Raw genomic sequence first — 16,344 nt, 5'->3', positions numbered from 1 at the left:
CATGCCTCCCGAAGACAAGCCCCCGATGCCTCCGCTCCCGAAGACGACCGTGCAGTTGGAGGTCCCGCCTGACTGGGCCATCGAGCTCTCGAAGAAGGTCGCGGACGGATTCAGCGACGTCAACCGGCGTCTCGTGAACATCGAGAGCAACCAAGACCTGCTCACCGAGAATTACAAGGACCTCACGAAGCGAACGACCGCTCTCGGCGAACGCATGGATCGACTCGAGGAGCGACAGGAAAGCAACTCGATCCGCGTGCAGTCCGGAAGCGAAGTCGACGCGAAGCACGACGCCGCCATCGCTGGGCTTGTCACCAAGGTCGACGCCGTCGACGGAAAGGTCGACACGCTCGCAGCGTCGCACGACGCCGGCATCGCAAAGCTCGCCGGTCTGATGGACAAACCGCTCGTGCGAAAGGTCGGGGTCGCTGCCGCCGGTCTCGCCATCGCGGCCCTCACGGCCGCTACGAGCTACCTCGCAGGTCACCAGCAGCAACCCGCGCCGCCCACGCCCACGATCGTCATCGCGCCACCAGCCGCCACGGAGATTCACAAATGAACGCCACCATGCACCCGACGACGGGGTCTGTCATCGCTGCGGGGGGCGCCATCGTCTCCGCTGCTCTACTCATCGCCAGCTGTAGCGCGCAGTCCAAGGCTGTCGCTGCGGAGGGCACTTACCTGGCACAGCAACTCGACTGCGTCGCAGACGCCGGCACGAAGGCCGAGTCGAGGGCTTGCCGTGAGGGCGTGCGCGAGCACTGGGATGGGGGTGCGAAGTGAACACCGTCATCGTTGCGGCCCGCCTCTTGGAACTCGGGCTCGCTGTCGAACGCGGTGCTCTTTCCGCTTCGGAGGCGGCCCTTCAATTGGCCGACATCGGCCTCGACATGGTCCCGGTCGACGACCTCCGCGGCTCCCTGACTGACGCCGCGCGTGCCCGAGCAGATCTCATCGCTGACGCGGCTGAGGCTGCGAAGTTCGGGAGCTGAGATGGACGAGCGCCAAGTCCCGATCAAGCGGACCCCGTTTACCACGCGGGACTACGCTCGGGCGGTCATCACGGCGTGGCGTCGTCTTCTCGCCACGATGCCCACCAAGGCCGCCGTCGGTTGTCTCTGGGCTCAATACGCTCTCGAGACCGGTCGAGGCGCCGCCTGTTGGAACAACAACATCGGCAACGTGAAGCACGCCGCTGGCGACGGCTTCAACTACATCATGCTGCCGAACACGTGGGAGGTCGTGAATGGCGTGCGCGTCACATTCCAGCCGCCTCACCCCGCGACGTGGTTTCGAGCTTTCGACACCCTCGAGAGCGCGATGACCGAGCACCTTCGCCTGCTCAAAGAGAAGCGCTACGCGAGCTCGTGGCCGGCGATCGAGGCTGGGGATCCGGACGGCTTCGCCCGTGCGCTCAAGGCGAAGGGCTACTACACGGCTCCGGTCGAGGACTATGCGAAGGGCCTGCGGACCTTCCACGCCGAGTTCATGCGCTCGAACGCCTACGATGACGCCGTAGAGGACGTGCTCGCTGCGTCTGAAGTGCCCACCGAGCCCGAACTGCCCATCCCTCCGAGCGAACCCACTGTCGTCGTGCGCCCTAAGGTGCCGTTGGGGCGACCGTCACTCGACGAATAGCGCACCGACTCCCACCTGACTCCGGCGCCTCGTTGCCGATAGGGATACCGCAGAGCTAACCTCCTCTCGATGAGGACATTGGCGCTGGCGGCGCTCCTTTTGGCGGCTTGCTCTTCCACCGAGACAACGAACACGACCAACACGGACGCTGGGGGTGACGACTCTGGCCCCGGGGCTGTGCAGGAGGCTGGCGCAGACGCCGCCACTGATGGGAGCCACCCCGTCACCGACAGCGGAGCGGATGCGGGGGGCGACGCGGATGCCGGGAACGGGCTCTTCGCGACGTGTGCTCCCGAGAAGAATCCGAACGGCTGCCCCGCGTCCGTGAAGGCCGATGGCTACGACGCACAGGCCGTCTTCTGCTTCCCTACGCACAACGATCCTGACAACCCTCTCAATGACATCTACGGACGGTGCGTTTTCCCGTGCGGCATCGACGATCCGATCAACGGAACGTCAAAGGAGGATCCGCAGAAGTCTGCCATGTGCACCAAGCTTGGTGGAATCTGCCGGCCAGCCCCACAGAACGGCTCTTGGTGGTGCACTCCGATGCCGTAGTCATCGACCAGCCTTCGTCTTCGCTGGCTCCCCTTCCGCCACCAACTCCAGCGCCAACTCGAGCGCCTCGATGCATTCCCGGAGCGCCGTGCGCTTGCCGGCATGCGCCGAGGCGAGCGCTTTTTGTGCGGCCGACCTGAGCGCCGTCACGCTTCCGTCACGCCCACCATATCGCTCGGCTTTTCTAGCCATTCCTGGGGCCTCCGGAGCCGTAGGTCGCAGGTTCGAATCCTGCCGGGCGTGCCCTCGTAACACACTGGTATACTCTGCAGAGCCGCGCGGCTGGAAACGCCGCGGCTTCCATCGCGCTCGTCGAGGCGTTTAGGTCGCGCGCCGTCGTTGTCCCGATCCGAGGTGGACGACGAGCCGTCGTTCCGGTGGACAAGTCGGTCGGTGCACCTCGCCGTCGCAGTGTCAGCGCACATGGGGCCACGATCGACGTGGCGTCGATCCTGGCCGACGGCGCCGCCTTCGCCGTTCGTCTGACCTAGTGTTGAGCCGTCTGCCCCCACTCGCGCAGGCGCGCAGGGCACAACGACGGCTCTTCCAGGAGCTCACGTACGACTCGGGCGAAGGCCTCGGGCTCTTCGCGGTGGAGATAGTGCCCGCAGCCCTCGAACGGGACGAAGACAACGTTTTCGAGTGCATCCGCGAACGTTCCCGCATGGGCGATTGGAATTACCTTGTCGCGGCTCCCCCACAGGACCGCGATGGCGGGCAGCTCCTGGATCGTGTGCGCGCGGTCGAAGAACGTTCGCCTCTGTCCACGCCAGTCGATCACGTCGCGGACGGTCCGCGCAAACGCACGCGCCGAACCGGGCTCGGCGTTCATCTCTGCGAGCTCCCGAATATCGGACCTCGAAAAGGCGCCGGCGCCGAGGAGCACGACGTAGGTGCCCATTCGCATGAAGGGCTGACCAAATCTCTCCACGACACCGCGAACGGATGCCAGCCGGAGCGCAGAGCCTACCTCCCGCCCCAGGCCACCAGAGGCAACGAGGACGAGTCTCCGAATTCGCAATCGGCGCTCGAGGAGAAGCATTTGCGCGACACCGCCACCAAAGGAGTGACCGACGACGTCGAGCTCCTTGACGCCGAGCGCCTCGAGCCATCGCGCGATGATCCCCGCGTGCCAGCCGAGCTCATAGCTTGCGTCGGGACGATCGGACAGACCGTGCCCGGGAAGGTCTGGCATGAGCACGCGCCGATCCCGAGCAAACGCGGGCGCAACGTTCTTCCATGTCCGATGGGAATCGTACAGACCGTGGAGCAACAGCAGCGGCGTGCGACTCGTTGCAGGTCCGAGGTCTACGCCATGGACGCGGACGCCCTCGATCGAGAAGTGGACAGCTCTCTTGACGGCGGTCACACCGGCCCGCTCGCAGGATGCGTGCCCGGAGCTGCCAACTCGTCACCACTTCACGCCTGAGCGCGGACGAGTAGCTGGCGTTGCGGCATATCCGACCGTCCAAGCGACGACTGAGCCGAGGCTCCGCAACAGACGCGCTGCGGCGGCGGCGGCACGTCACGCAAGGTCCGGGTGTCCGTCTCTCGCCGCCATGACCACGTCATGGTGCGCGGCGTGCAACGACAACGTGCGTAGAGCAGGCTAGGGCCCATGCTGAGCGTTGCCGAGTTCATTGCGAAACATAGCGGCGAGATTCTCCAGTGCTGGTTCGATGAGGCTAGCCGTGCTGCGTCTTCGCGCGGCCTCGACCGCCCCGAGTTCACGAACATCATGCCAACGTACGTCTCGGCACTCGCAGAGGCGCATTCGGACCTCGGAGATTTTCCTCGGGATCGGCGCAAGCACATCGAGAGCCATCTTGCTTCACGTATTCGTCAGGGCTTCTTGGTCGAAGAGATCGTCGACGAGATCCTCCTCGTCGGGCGGTGCGTGGATCGCGCGTCCGACGCCGAGTGCAGGCCCGACCAAAGGGCCGCCCCCGCGGACCGCGAGCGCTTGCGGGAGGAGCTCTATCGCGCCGCAGCGGCGGTCTCGGACATGTTCATGAAGCACATGGTGGAGGACGAACAGGACGAGAAACGCTACGGCCGGCTGCTTCGCGATATCGCCAGCGACGCGCTCCAAGAAGGAGCGGAGCCTTTCCGCGCGAGGCTGAACCAGGCCCTCACATTGATCATGGAAGGCGTCGGCGCGAACAGCGCAGCACTCCTGCTCTACCGCCCCGCGTCGATGGACCTCGTCAGCGTGGCAACGGTGGGCATCGAGAGGATGGAAGAATACGTGGTCGGGCTCGCCCCATCTTCGTTCGCCGGAAAGGTCGCCTCGCACGCCGACGCGACCTCGGTCGAAGACGCAGCGACGACCCAACTCGCGATCCCTGACGGCTTGAGGCGCAGCGGGATCCATTCGCTCGTGGGGGTCAGGCTCCCCGCACATCGGACGTTGTCTGGCGTGCTCTATGTCGGTCTCTGCGAACAGCGCCCGTTCACCGCTCGCGAAGTGCGAAGACTCGAAGCACTCGGTGAGCAGCTTACGCTCCACCTCGACAACGCGTCGCTCGTCGCGTCTCTCAACCAGAAGGTGGACGCGCTCCGAGTGGAGAGGGAGCTAAGGGAACGCTTCGTTTCGGTTTTGGCCCACGATCTTCGCGGTCCGCTCTCCGCAGTGAAGATGGCCACCTCCTTGCTGACGATGACGCCCGACGGGCAGCTACCGACGTTGGACGAGCAGGCCAAACGGATCGGTCGCAACATCGACCGCGCAGACCGGATGGTGCGCGACCTACTGGACGCCAACCGCATTCACGCTGGCGAGCGTCTGCCCCTCCAGCTGGCGCAGTGTGATCTCGTCGCGATGGCACGGGCGACCATCGAGGAGCTCACGGAGCTCCATGGTGCGCGCTTCGTCCTCACGGGTGAGGAACACACCTTCGGCGTATGGTCCGAGGAAGAGCTGCGGCGGTCGCTATGGAACCTAGCCACCAACGCGATCAAGTACGGCGCAGCAGGCCGGCCGATCACGGTTCGCATCGACGCGACAGGCGACAGGGTGCTCCTCTCCGTCCACAACGAAGGTGTACCCATCCCGGAAGAGGAGCAGGAGCGACTCTTCGTTCCGTTCGCTCGAGCGCGTGCGACGCATGCAGGCGGACCACGCGGATGGGGGCTCGGTCTCACACTCGTTCGCGGCACTGCGGAGGCCCATGGTGGACGCGCGACGGTGAAGAGCGACGCGACGGGAACGGCCTTTTCGATGGACCTGCCACGCGATGCGCGTCCTTTTCAGGCGCAAGCGGATGACGTGACCGAAGCCCCCTCTTTGACGCGCCGACTCCAACGGGACGACGAAGAGCTCGGGCCCCTGGGACGCCGCTGGTGGTCGCTCGACTGACATTTCAGATTCTTCGAGCGTCCGGGCTCATCGGGGCGCCGGCGCGGCCGGCTCACGGGGCGAGGCTCGCGGCATGTGACTGCAGCGACGACCACGACGGCGTGAGAGACGCCGGCGGGGCGCCGACCGCGTAGTGATGAATCTGGGCGTCGACCCAGAGGTTGTAGAGGCGGTAGCAGCTGTTGTGGTGAAGGTCGCTGAGCGGCCCCATCGCGACGGTCACGGGTGTGCTCTCCCCGTCCGGACCCGTCTTGGCGAATCCAGCATCGAGTAGCTTCTTGCAATCGCGCGCGGTCCGGTCGCCGCGGTCGGCGTAATCGCGAGCGAAGGCCTCCGGCGTCATCGTGCTCGACCAGTAGTCGTCGTCCGATTGCATGCGCGCGAGCCACGACGCGAAGATCTCGTCTTCGGCGAACCCGAGGCGCGTGGCGTACTTCATCTTGAAGTCGTCTGCCGCCTGCTCGATCGTGTAGTAGCCGACCTGATTCGCGCGAGCAGCAGCGACGAGCTCCGGCGCAGCGCCTTGCGAATCCCCGCTCACCGCCTCGGCATACGCCGCGCTGAGGGTAGCCTGCTTCTCTTTCGTCGCACGGCCGGCTTCGCGCTGGGTATCCGTTCGCAAGAACCAGAACGTCGATTTCAGCGTCCCAGCGACCGTGCGGTGGCCGAGATAGTAGTGCCCGAGCTCGTGGACGGCCGTCATCACGAGGTCGGTCTCGCTGCTGTCCGCGATGAGGTCGGTCGTGAAATGAACGTACGGCGACATCGCCATGACCGCGATGTCGGTGCCCGAGGCGACGGCGGGATCGATCGCGCAATCCGCACCGCTAGCGTCGATCTTCCCGCCGTGAAGCGCCAGCTTGCACCCCGATGTGTCCGTCTGCTTGAAGGCCGCGTTCACGAACGACGCATACGCGCGCGGGTCCCACCCGGGGCGAGCGCAGGTCGGCGCCGTATCGGGCCGAACGTCGGTGATCCAGGCCAGCGGTCGCGCCGACGAAGCGACGCCTCGGCCGAACGGTACGCCGAGACACGCCGGCGCCGACGACGCCCACGCGTCATGCGTCGAACGAGACCGAAGCACCTTCGCGGTCGGCTTTGGCGCCGCAAACGGGCGATGGGTCGCCTGCTCGGCATCCGCGCGGACGAGTGCATCGATCCGATCGAGCCACGTCTGGAGACGAACCGTCAGTGGATCGTCGTCGGCAATGGCGGGCTCGAGCAGCGCACCGTTGAATCGCTTGCCCTGTCGATACGCGTCGTACTCCTGCACCGCCCAGAGGAACGGACTGTTGTCGATGTCGAGCGGCGCAGTCACCGTGACGGCGTCGGTCCCGGATTCCACCTCGTCGTCATGGGTCGTTCCGCACGCCACGAGCCCGAGACCAAGACCAAACATGAGAGCGAGCACGCCGTGTTCGAGCGGGCGGATCATGGGCAGCGCGCTGAGCACGACGTATGCCACCGGGAGTCGTCGTTCTGCGCGGTGTTTCTCGACGGGGGATCACCGAGGGAGTCACGCGGCGGGCGCTTGCCACTGGTAAAACGACTCGGGGCGGAGCAGCCCCGCCTGTCGACGCTTTGTTCACGCGATGGCTCACGAAGCGTCAGCTCGCGCGGGGAAGGTCAGCGAGGCAGCGTCAGTTCGCGGCCAGGATCTCCGCGATCATCCCACGAGCCTCCCGCGAAACGGTCTGAACCACCTCGAAGTCTGCCTCGGCGTCGAACACGACCGTGAGAACGTGACCGGCGTCGACAGCGAGCACCAAAACGTTCAACGGTGACGGGCCGAGCTCGGCAAAGACCGGCTCGAGAAGCGCACGGACACTGCCCGCTGCAGCGAGCTGCTTGGCGCTCAGGACGGCGCGTAGCGGCGGAGGGATCGCCGCCTCGTCGCCTCCAACCGCAATCGCGAGGCCGTCCGCGTCGGTGAGGAGGACGACGATGGCCAACGTCATCTCGTGGAGATCTTCGACTGCCCGGAACAGGTCGAGCTGCTGCGCGGTCGGGCCGCCTTCACTACGAAGTTCGCTCATCAGGTCTTTCTCTACGCCGAAGCTACTGTCGAACTGTCGAGTTCCGAACTCTGCGCGGTGCGAGCGCGCTCACACAACGAAATGCGCTCTACACATATCTTAACAAACCGCGCGTTTCGTCGGGCGAAGTGACGCAAAATAAAACGGGACAAAGTTACTCGCCGTATGCCGTGACGTGAGCTCGTGCACGCGTACGCGAAGAAGACGTCGTCGAGCTAACGATGACGGCGATGTAATGGACGTACGTCTTCGGAATCCGCACTCACTCGCCTATGGTCCGCCGCCGTGTGGAAGGGAATGTCTTGGGTGCGGGGGAAAATGGGAATCGTTCTTGGCGCTGGTCTGTGCGCCTCGTTCGCGATCCTGGCCTCGTGCTCGGATCATCACGAAGCGTCGCCGACCGTGAAGGTCGACACGCGGCCCTTCACGCAAGGGTGCCGAGGATTCACGACGAGGCCTGGGGCAGCGACGATCGAACGCGCATATCCGCAGGTCTCGTTCGAGTATGCGGTTCAGCTCGTCCATCATCCGCGCGACGCGTATTGGTACGTCGTGGAGCAGGGCGGCACGATCCGCCGCTTCGCCGATCGGCCGGATGTGAGCGAGTCGGAGCTCGTCGTCGATCTGCGTGACACCGTCGCCATGCTTGGCCTCGAAGACGGCCTTCTCGGCCTCGCCTTCGATCCGAGCTTCGAGAGCTCCGGAAACGTCATCGTCAAGTACACGCGCAAAGCGGAGGAGACGGACGCAGCGGCGCGCCTTGCCGTCGCTCGCCTCCACTCGGACAATGGCGGCGCGACGTTCGAGCCCGCGAGCCTGCGCGAGATGCTCACCGTCGCGAGGCCGCAGACGATCCACCACGGTGGACCGCCACGCTTCGGCGCGGACGGCTACCTTTACGTGCCCGTGGGCGACGGCGGTTGGGACCCCGAGATGCGCGCCCAGGATCTGTCGATGATCGAAGGCACCGTTCTCCGACTCGATACGAGCGTGGAGCCTTACGCGGTCCCCAAGGACAATCCTTTCGTCGGAACGCCCGGCGCGCGTCCGGAGATCTTCGCGTACGGTCTCCGTAATCCGTTCGGCAACACGTTCCATCCCACGACCCACGAACTCTGGGTCGGCGACGTGGGGCTGGCGACGTGGGAAGAGATTGATCGCATCGTGCCCGGCGCGAACTACGGCTGGCCCATTCGCGAGGGAGCGCACTGCAAAGACGGTGTCGAATGCGATCCCACGGGGCTCACCGATCCCGTGCACGAGTACTTGAATTACGGAGGCAGCGCGATCGTCGTCGGGTCCATCTATCGTGGCCAGGCCTTCCCCGAGACGCGCGGTCATCTCATCTTCGGCGACTTCGTGAACGGCCGCATCGAGGAGCTCGCCTACGACGGTGAAAAGGCGCAGGCGAAGCTGCTCGTCGAGTCCGGTCTCAACATCACGGAGATGACCGAGGACGCGAATGGCGAAATTCTCGTCGTCGAGCTCGGCGGGCGCCTGTTCCGTCTCGTTCCGGCCACGCACGTCCAGGCCGTTCCCGAGCTCTTGAGCGAGACGGGATGCATGGACATGAGCAATCCCAAGGTGGCTCCGCGAGGCCTCATGCCTTACGAAGTCAACATGCCGCTCTGGTCCGACGGTGCCGACAAGTACCGCTGGATGAACATCCCGGAGGGAACGAAGATCAAGGTCCGCGAAGACGGCTCATGGGAGATGCCGGTCGGAACCGTCCTCGTGAAGAACTTCTTCAATCACGATCGTCCCATGGAGACCCGCCTGCTCGTTCGTCACGAAGACGGCGAATGGGGCGGCTACAGCTACGAGTGGGACGCCGATCGCAAAGAGGCGCGGCTCCTCGAAGGGGGCAAGGCGGAGTACTTCGACGGACTGGGCTGGTCATTCCCGAGCCGGTCGATGTGCATGAGCTGTCACAACGCCGCGGCCGGCCGCACGCTCGGCCTGATGACGCCGCAGCTGAACCGCGAGATCGAATACGCCGACGGACATCGCGAAAATCAGATCACCGAGCTGACGCGCGCAGGGTGGTTCGCGGAGCCGCCCGGTGATCCGAGCACGCTCGCGAAGTTCGTGGCCCGTGAAGACACGGAGGCGCCGGCGGCCGACTGGGCGCGGGCCTACTTGCACTCGAACTGCTCGCACTGCCATCGCCCTGGCGGCCCTGGACGCGGCACGGCGAACTTCACCTTCGGCGCGACGCTCGCCGAGACCGGGTGCGGGCTCACGCCCGAGCTCGATCCGCTCGGCATCGAGAACGCCGAGGTGATCGCGCCTAGCTCTCCCGAGGGGTCCGTGCTCCTAGCGCGCGTTTCGGCGATCGGCGCGGCACGCATGCCACCGATGGGCACCGCGGTCGTCGACGCGCTCGCCATCGATCACCTCCGCGAGTGGATCGCGACCACGCCTCAGTGTGATTGAGTCGGTCGCGACGGCGGTGCTTCCTTCGGTGCGCCGCAGTCACGCTTCACGCGCGCGAGCTCGGTCTGCAGTAGGTCGATCTGCTTCTGCTGCTCCTGAATCGCGGCAACGGTCATGCTGACGTAGCCGTAGAGATCGACTCGCTCGCGTGACGACAAGACGGCAGGGCTTCCATCAGGCATGTCCTCGATGATGAAGCCCAGGTGCTGCGACGGATCGCTCGCCTTGTAGCGGTAGGTCGCGAGACGCACACGAAGAAGCTCTTCGCGCAAGCGCTCCGCCTCGGCCGGCCCGACGTACGTGATGTCCTGCTTCGCGCGCGCCGTCGAAATCGGGCACTGGGCCATCGGCAGCTCCCACCTTCCCTGCCTGCACGAGAGAACCATTTGCCCGCACTCGGCGGGCGGAGCGAGCGCGCACGAGTCTCCCTCCTTCGCGCACGGATCGCCGACGTGGGGGCGCGGCGTCGGACAGTAGGCGGGTCCATCGAAGCAGTGCCACGTGGGCGGCTTCGTCTGGTCACAACAGTTCGTGGTGATCCCCGCGTCCGGGTTGCACGGTGGTTGGCCGACCGGATAGGACCGACAGAAGACGCCACACGTGCAGCTCGAGCCGTCGTAGGAGCACGTCGACGTGGCGGAGCACGATTCACCGTCCTCCACGGCACTTCGTGATGCTGGGCAATCCGCGGCGTTCGTCGGGATGGCCGGCGGAGCGGACGAACCGCACTGCGGCGGGGTCGAACCGCCGGGCGAGAGCGACACCGCCCATTCACCAGCGCTACAGACGACGATCGTATTGCAGCGCGGATCGAAGTCCGTGCCGTACTCGCAGATCTGGCCGGCCTTCGAGCACGGGTTCTTCGCACCGTTCGCGGTCTGGCGCGTCCACGGCACGGCGCTCGGGCATCCGGTCGTGACTGTGCCATCACTGCCGGCCTCGCTCGCTCCGCCATCGGGCGGCGACGACGACGTCTTGCCCGCGCACGCCGTCGCTGTGACTCCGGCGAAGGTCAGCAACACGAGAGAGAACGTTCGGCGCGAGCTCGATCGAATCATGCCTACGAGCATAGCGGCAGCGCGTCGGTGGCTCGAAACGATCGCCTGGTCAGTTGGGCGTCCACGCAGCGTTTCACCGTGACCGGAGCATCCCGGCGGAGAGCTGAGCGGCTCCATCCACGAGCTCTGGGCGGCCAGCGAGGATGGGTGGTCAGGGAAGAGCTTCTCCGCGCGCGCTTCGGTTCAACTTCACGCCATCGACGAAGTTCCAGGTACGACCGTCATCGGATGGTCGCATGGAGGATTCCCACCTTCGCGATCAGCCCGGTGAGATGGGGCCGAGGGTCCAGTCGTCCGCGGCAATCAGCACTCGCACGTTTGGACGAAACCTAGGCTCCCGTTGATCGCCAATGGCCTTTACAAACACGTAAAGGTTCGAGGTTCACGAAAACGTAAGTCGCATTCGCCGCATGTCGATCGTATCCACTTGATTGTCTGCGACGGGGCGATGGGCGATGAGCGTCGGGCGTGGTTGCCACGTGCGCCGTTCGTTTTCGGTATTGCGTCATTCGAAATGAAGTGACGCGTGATGTTCGTCGATCTCGCCATGATGGTGGAGAGGTCGGCGATGTTCGGACCTGAAGCAGTCTTCGAAGGAGGTCATGTGTTCCGACCGAGAGTCACGGCGATGATGCCGAGAGGAATCCTCACGCTGGGCGGAGCGCTCGTCGCGACCACGGTCTGGGCCGGCGTTGCGCATGCCGAGCCCGCCCCGGCGAGCTCGAATGCAAGGGGAGCGTCACCCGCGGTGGCTCCCGCGGACGCGAAAGCCGCAAGGAAGCTCTTCGACGTTGCGAAGGCGCGGTACGATGCATCGGACTACGCGGGGGCGCTCGTGCAGTTCCATGAGGCGAACAGGCTCGAGCCGTCGCCACAGGTCCAGCGTTTCATCGGGTTCTGCCTGGACCGACTCGGCAAGCTGGCGCCGGCCCTCGAGGCCTACGAGAGCTTCCTCGCGAGCGCGCCCGCCAGCATGCAGAAGGAGGTCGACGAGACGGCCGCTCGGGTCGCCGTCCTCAAGGCGATCCCCGGAAAGGTTCGCGTCGAGACGACGCTGCTCGGAGGGATGGTGAGCGTCGACGGGCGAGACGTCGGCCCCCTCCCGCAGGAAGATCTCGAGCTTTCACCCGGCAAGCACGAAGTGCGGATCACGATTGCCGGATATCCGCCGATCGTGAGGGAGCTCGATGTCCCGCACGTTGCGAAGATCACGCTTCGCGTCCCGCTCGCGGCGCCCGAGATGGCGTCGCCCGCGCCCGTCGAGCCGGAGCCGCCCGCACATGCGGACGACGCGCCCCCTGCGTCCGCGGCACGGCCTCCTGCTCGGCCGAGCAAGGTCCCGATGTACGTCGCCGGGGCTGTCGCGCTCGCTGCCACGGGCGTGGGCGCGACCTTCGGGCTCATGGCGCTCGGCCACAAGAGCGACTTCGACAAGAACCCCAACGCGGCCTCCGCCAGTGGAGCCGAGAGCGCGGCCATCATCGCCGACGTCGCGTTCGGCATCGGGCTCGCCGCGGCCGTCACCACCGCCGTCATGTTCTTCAACGAGGGCAAGGGCGGCGAGGGCAAGGCGTCCGAGCATGCCGAGCGCGGAGGCGCGGTGCGTGTCTCCGCTTCGCCCGTGGTCACACCCCACGGCGCCGGCATCGGCGCCTTCTTTCGGTTCTGAGGAAGGGCGAACCACATGATCTGCACGAAGACACGGGTCGCCCTTCCGGTTCTCATTGCCGTCGCCATCGGCGCGGTCGCCTGCGAGCAGCTCGTCGACGTGAATCGCGACCTCATTCCGGAAGACGAGGTCGCCGAAGAGGCACCGCCGGCGGAACCGGCGAAGGACGCAAGCGCGGGGGATGCGACTGAACCAGGGCGGGACATCGACGCCTCCGAACCCGCTCCGGACGCGGCCTCCGACGGTTGACCGAGCGCGGTCCGGCGCGGCTTCGACCGCCCAGGAGCGCGCGGACCGCGAGCCCATCTCGTCCTCGCCGAACTTCACGACCCGTTCACCGAACGTAGCCCGCGGAGCCTGACGCTCCCGTCGCGGGACAGGAGAATTCATGCCTTCGGTCGCCTTTTCGTCTTTCCCGGGAATGCGCCGCCGGCCCGCGCCAAGCGGGCGGCGGGCGCGAGCACCCGGAGTCGCGCTCGCGTTGCTCTTTTTCCTGCTTGCTGTGTTTTGCTGCCCGCGGGCCGTGCTCGCGCAAAGTCAGACGGCCGACCTCTTCGGTGAGGTCGTCGACGCCTCCAGCGGCAAAGCTGTCGCGAGCGCGATCGTCGTCGCGACGTCTCCGACGCTGCAAGGCGAACAGACGGCGATTACCGGCAAAGACGGTCGATATCGAATCAGCAACGTTCCCCCCGGAACGTATGCGGTGACCGTGACGGCTCCGTCCTACAAGCATTACACGGAATCGGATATCTCGATCTTGGTCGGGCGCTCCGTCAAGCTGCGCGTCAGCCTGCTCCCCGCCGTGCTGAAGGGGGAAGAGATCAAGGTGTCACGCCCGGTCGCTTCGGTCATCGACCAAGGATCGACGACGACCGGCCAGACGTTCACGAGCGACTACATGAGCCGCGTCGCCACGCAGCGGAACTTCAACGACGTCGTCGAGGCGACGCCGGGCGCGCAATTCGACCCGTACGGCGTGTCCTTCAACGGCACGTCGTCTCCGGAGAACTCGATCTACGTGGACGGCGTGAACACGTCGGACATCAACACGGGCACGCGCACGTCGAGTCTTCCGCTCGAGTTCTTGGACCAGGTGGAGGTCAAAACGGGCGGATACATGCCCGAGTACGGAAACTCCACGGGCGCCGTCGTCAGCGCGGTGAGCAAGGTGGGCGGCAACCAGTTCCACGGCTCGGCATTCAGCTACACGACGCCGTTCAGCGGACTGCAGAGGAGCAGCGGCCAGTTCGGGGAATCCCTCTCCCATACGATTCGCCTGAACTACCGCGAGCAGGTCGGCGCCGAGGTCGGCGGCCCCATCGTCAGGGACTATCTCTGGTTTCACGTCGGCTTCGCCCCGACCTTCGAGCAATACACGCTGACTCAGCGAGTGAGCGCCCGCGCGGACGACGGCTCTGGGCGACCGCTCTACGATGCGCACGGACGGCCCGTGATGTCGGCCATCCCCGGACTCGACCGGCAGTTCAAGACGTACTCCCGCTCCTATGTATTCACGAGCAAGCTGACGTTCAATCCGAACGAGAATCATCGCATCACGCTCGGCTTCTCCGGCAACCCGACCACGACCTCGGGCGTCCAGGCGAGCTACTTCGGTCCGGTCACGAACGGGATCCAGAGCGCCGCGCTCATGAACGGCGATCCCTCGGCGTACGACAACCGCGTGACGAGCGGAGCCTACGACGCGGTGCTCAACTACGACGCCAAGCTCCTCGACAAGCGTCTCTTGTTCAACTCCGTCCTCGGATGGCACCACGCCACGAATTCGATCGTCCCGAACACGGCGATCGGTGCGAACGCCAACCAGATCCAGTGGACCGGAACGGAGAGCCTGGGGCAGTTCCTCCCCGGCGCCGCGCCGTACTGCACGCCCTTCACGAACCCAGGCGCGGTCGATACGAACCGATGCCCGGTCACCAACTACTTCCAGGGCGGCGCCGGCATGACGGATCGGCAGATCCAGGACCGCCTCTCGCTCCGCGCCAGCCTGACCGCTCTGCTCGGCCGGCACCAGCTCAAGGTCGGCACCGAGATCATGCGTTCGAGTCTGAGCCACAGGACCGCCTTCACGGGCGGCGCGATCGAGCAGATGGTCGCCGGCAACACGCAGATCTACGACTCCGCGCGGTACGGAAACGGCAATTCGACGGCGGTCGGTCTGGCGAACGGCGGTTCCTCGAACAACCCGTACGTGCTGAACGACGCCAACAATCGCTTCTACGACTCGGCCTCCAACACGACGCACTATTGGAATCTCGCCGGATACATCCAGGACTCGTGGAACATCCTCGACAACCTGACGATCCAGGGCGGCATTCGTATCGACAATCAGTACCTCTACGGCGGTGAGCAGTACTCGCGGCCTGGCCAGTCCTCGAATGCGCTCGCGTTTACGCTGAAGAACCTCTCTCCGCGAATCGGCGTGATCTACGACCCGACGAACACGGGGCGCGCGAAGATGTTCGCGTCCTACGGCAGGTTCTTCCACCTCATGCCGCTGAGCACCCTCGACCGAGCCTTCCCGGAGCAGTCGCAGGTCCTCACGTATCGCGCGGCGGGAACGTGTCCGTCGAACCAGCCGCTCACGTGCCAGGCTCTCCAGCGGAGCTACATTCGCGCGGAGGGCGAGAGCGTCATGCGTTCCCTCACCGGGCAGGCGGTCGACCAGTACGAGGCGGGCGCCGAGTACCAGATCCTCAAAGACCTGCTGGGCGGCATTCGCTACACGGCGTCGCGGGCGCATTCGCTCATCGAGGACTACTCGACGAACAACGGTTCGACCTTCGGCGTCGGCTCCATCGGTAGCACCCCCTACACGAATACCCTGGTCGGCCCGAACGCCGTCACGGGCCTCGACTACGCCTACTATTTCCGGAATGCAGCGCGAAACTACGACGCCATCTCGGTGTATCTGAACAAGTCGCTGGCGCGCCGCTTCATCGGCAACGCGTCGTACACGGTGTCGTTCCTCCGCGGCGTCGAGAACGGGCTCTTCCGGAGCGAGGACGGCGAGCTCCACCCGAACAACAACAACTCGTTCAACTCCGCGGCGCTGTTTCCGAACGTCTACGGCTACCTCGGCGCGGATCGCCGGCACCAGGCGAAGCTGGATGGTGCGTTCCTCTTCGAGATCCGCCCGAATTTCCTCGTCACGCCGAACATTCGGCTCCGCGTGTCCTCGGGCGCCCCGTACAGCATGATGGGCGCGGACCCGAACTTCGGCCCGGCCCAGGCGTACATCCTCTCGCGCGGCGAAGGTGGGGTGACGCCCTGGTACTTCCAGGCCGACGTCGGCCTCAAGGCGGAGCAGGTGCTCCAGGACCGGAGCCGACTCAGCTACGGCCTCACCGTCCTGAATCTGCTGAACCTGCAGACGGCGACGCAGACCGACGAGAAGTACGCGCAAAACTCCGAATACATCCGACCGATCGCGGGAGGCACCAAGAACGACGTCGCGTACGTGAAGACGACCAACCAGACGCCCGCGCGATTGAATGCCAATTACGGCAACGCCACGGCCTTTCAGCTGCCCATCGAGGTGCGCTTTGACGTCAAATATACCTTCTAGTCGTC

The 16,344-nt window shown here is 65.5% G+C and carries 14 protein-coding genes; 10 read left to right on the top strand and 4 right to left on the bottom strand.

The features are described from left to right. The first annotated feature begins 1 nt into the window (after position 1). From AKJ09_RS16735 to AKJ09_RS16715, 5 genes are all read left to right on the top strand, one after another. A complete protein-coding gene (locus AKJ09_RS16735) occupies positions 2 to 559 on the top strand; it encodes a hypothetical protein (RefSeq protein ID WP_146648208.1) in 558 nt (185 codons plus the stop codon). Continuing rightward, on the top strand, positions 556 to 783 hold the full coding sequence (locus AKJ09_RS16730; RefSeq protein WP_146648207.1) for a hypothetical protein: 228 nt from the start codon (positions 556 to 558) through the stop codon (positions 781 to 783). Before AKJ09_RS16735 ends, AKJ09_RS16730 begins: the two co-directional genes overlap by 4 nt. Further along, positions 780 to 992 carry a hypothetical protein gene (locus AKJ09_RS16725; protein ID WP_146648206.1) on the top strand — a complete coding sequence of 71 codons (213 nt, stop codon included), beginning with the start codon at positions 780 to 782 and terminating at the stop codon, positions 990 to 992. Before AKJ09_RS16730 ends, AKJ09_RS16725 begins: the two co-directional genes overlap by 4 nt. Position 993: 1 nt before the next feature. Next, positions 994 to 1,638, top strand: coding sequence for a glucosaminidase domain-containing protein (locus AKJ09_RS16720; RefSeq protein WP_146648205.1), 645 nt, complete (start codon positions 994 to 996; stop codon positions 1,636 to 1,638). A gap of 69 nt (positions 1,639 to 1,707) precedes the next feature. Beyond that, on the top strand, positions 1,708 to 2,196 hold the full coding sequence (locus AKJ09_RS16715) for a hypothetical protein (protein ID WP_146648204.1): 489 nt from the start codon (positions 1,708 to 1,710) through the stop codon (positions 2,194 to 2,196). Between the two features lie 487 nt (positions 2,197 to 2,683). Here the strand turns inward: AKJ09_RS16715 and AKJ09_RS16710 are convergent, their stop codons facing one another. Next, positions 2,684 to 3,565: an alpha/beta fold hydrolase gene (locus AKJ09_RS16710; RefSeq protein ID WP_146648203.1), complete on the bottom strand. Its 882-nt coding sequence runs from the start codon at positions 3,563 to 3,565 to the stop codon at positions 2,684 to 2,686. A 249-nt stretch (positions 3,566 to 3,814) separates the two neighbouring features. Here AKJ09_RS16710 and AKJ09_RS16705 point away from each other — a divergent pair, with 249 nt between their 5' ends. Beyond that, the gene (locus tag AKJ09_RS16705) at positions 3,815 to 5,554 is read left to right on the top strand and encodes a sensor histidine kinase (protein WP_146648202.1); all 1,740 of its coding nucleotides are present in this window, start codon (positions 3,815 to 3,817) and stop codon (positions 5,552 to 5,554) included. Positions 5,555 to 5,606: 52 nt separating this feature from the next. Here AKJ09_RS16705 and AKJ09_RS16700 read toward each other — a convergent pair whose 3' ends face one another. Next, entirely contained in the window at positions 5,607 to 6,989 is a 1,383-nt protein-coding gene (locus AKJ09_RS16700; RefSeq protein ID WP_146648201.1) for a hypothetical protein, read from the bottom strand. A 205-nt stretch (positions 6,990 to 7,194) separates the two neighbouring features. Further along, positions 7,195 to 7,590 carry a hypothetical protein gene (locus tag AKJ09_RS16695; protein ID WP_146648200.1) on the bottom strand — a complete coding sequence of 132 codons (396 nt, stop codon included), beginning with the start codon at positions 7,588 to 7,590 and terminating at the stop codon, positions 7,195 to 7,197. A 318-nt stretch (positions 7,591 to 7,908) separates the two neighbouring features. Between AKJ09_RS16695 and AKJ09_RS16690 the strand changes: the two genes are divergently transcribed. Beyond that, complete coding sequence (locus AKJ09_RS16690) at positions 7,909 to 10,026, top strand: PQQ-dependent sugar dehydrogenase (RefSeq protein ID WP_169927592.1); 2,118 nt, start codon at positions 7,909 to 7,911, stop codon at positions 10,024 to 10,026. Here the strand turns inward: AKJ09_RS16690 and AKJ09_RS16685 are convergent. Next, a complete protein-coding gene (locus AKJ09_RS16685) occupies positions 10,014 to 11,084 on the bottom strand; it encodes a tail fiber domain-containing protein (protein ID WP_146648198.1) in 1,071 nt (356 codons plus the stop codon). The two genes, AKJ09_RS16690 and AKJ09_RS16685, sit on opposite strands and share 13 nt — an antisense overlap. 628 nt (positions 11,085 to 11,712) lie before the next feature. On the opposite strand from AKJ09_RS16685, the gene AKJ09_RS16680 reads away from it, so the two are divergent. The 3 genes from AKJ09_RS16680 to AKJ09_RS16670 all read left to right on the top strand — a co-directional run bounded on the left by AKJ09_RS16680 (position 11,713) and on the right by AKJ09_RS16670 (position 16,339). Then, complete coding sequence (locus AKJ09_RS16680) at positions 11,713 to 12,753, top strand: PEGA domain-containing protein (RefSeq protein WP_169927591.1); 1,041 nt, start codon at positions 11,713 to 11,715, stop codon at positions 12,751 to 12,753. Positions 12,754 to 12,768: 15 nt separating this feature from the next. Next, complete coding sequence (locus tag AKJ09_RS16675; RefSeq protein WP_146648196.1) at positions 12,769 to 13,002, top strand: hypothetical protein; 234 nt, start codon at positions 12,769 to 12,771, stop codon at positions 13,000 to 13,002. A gap of 274 nt (positions 13,003 to 13,276) precedes the next feature. Then, on the top strand, positions 13,277 to 16,339 hold the full coding sequence (locus tag AKJ09_RS16670; RefSeq protein ID WP_169927590.1) for a TonB-dependent receptor: 3,063 nt from the start codon (positions 13,277 to 13,279) through the stop codon (positions 16,337 to 16,339). The last annotated feature ends 5 nt before the right edge of the window (positions 16,340 to 16,344 follow it).

Source organism: Labilithrix luteola (assembly GCF_001263205.1).
GTDB classification, from domain to species: Bacteria; Myxococcota_A; Polyangia; order Polyangiales; family Polyangiaceae; genus Labilithrix; species Labilithrix luteola.
Note: the sequence above shows the minus strand (reverse complement) of the source record. Positions and strands in the feature narration are given on the sequence as shown.

What these genes read in the sequence shown, in the direction of transcription:
- AKJ09_RS16695 (WP_146648200.1), bottom strand. Translation starts at nt 7,590, where the DNA reads ATGAGCGAACTTCGTAGTGAAGGCGGCCCGACCGCGCAGCAGCTCGAC.
- AKJ09_RS16690 (WP_169927592.1), top strand. Translation starts at nt 7,909, where the DNA reads ATGGGAATCGTTCTTGGCGCTGGTCTGTGCGCCTCGTTCGCGATCCTG.
- AKJ09_RS16735 (WP_146648208.1), top strand. Translation starts at nt 2, where the DNA reads ATGCCTCCCGAAGACAAGCCCCCGATGCCTCCGCTCCCGAAGACGACC.
- AKJ09_RS16715 (WP_146648204.1), top strand. Translation starts at nt 1,708, where the DNA reads ATGAGGACATTGGCGCTGGCGGCGCTCCTTTTGGCGGCTTGCTCTTCC.
- AKJ09_RS16730 (WP_146648207.1), top strand. Translation starts at nt 556, where the DNA reads ATGAACGCCACCATGCACCCGACGACGGGGTCTGTCATCGCTGCGGGG.
- AKJ09_RS16680 (WP_169927591.1), top strand. Translation starts at nt 11,713, where the DNA reads ATGATGCCGAGAGGAATCCTCACGCTGGGCGGAGCGCTCGTCGCGACC.
- AKJ09_RS16700 (WP_146648201.1), bottom strand. Translation starts at nt 6,989, where the DNA reads ATGATCCGCCCGCTCGAACACGGCGTGCTCGCTCTCATGTTTGGTCTT.
- AKJ09_RS16685 (WP_146648198.1), bottom strand. Translation starts at nt 11,084, where the DNA reads ATGATTCGATCGAGCTCGCGCCGAACGTTCTCTCTCGTGTTGCTGACC.
- AKJ09_RS16705 (WP_146648202.1), top strand. Translation starts at nt 3,815, where the DNA reads ATGCTGAGCGTTGCCGAGTTCATTGCGAAACATAGCGGCGAGATTCTC.
- AKJ09_RS16675 (WP_146648196.1), top strand. Translation starts at nt 12,769, where the DNA reads ATGATCTGCACGAAGACACGGGTCGCCCTTCCGGTTCTCATTGCCGTC.
- AKJ09_RS16720 (WP_146648205.1), top strand. Translation starts at nt 994, where the DNA reads ATGGACGAGCGCCAAGTCCCGATCAAGCGGACCCCGTTTACCACGCGG.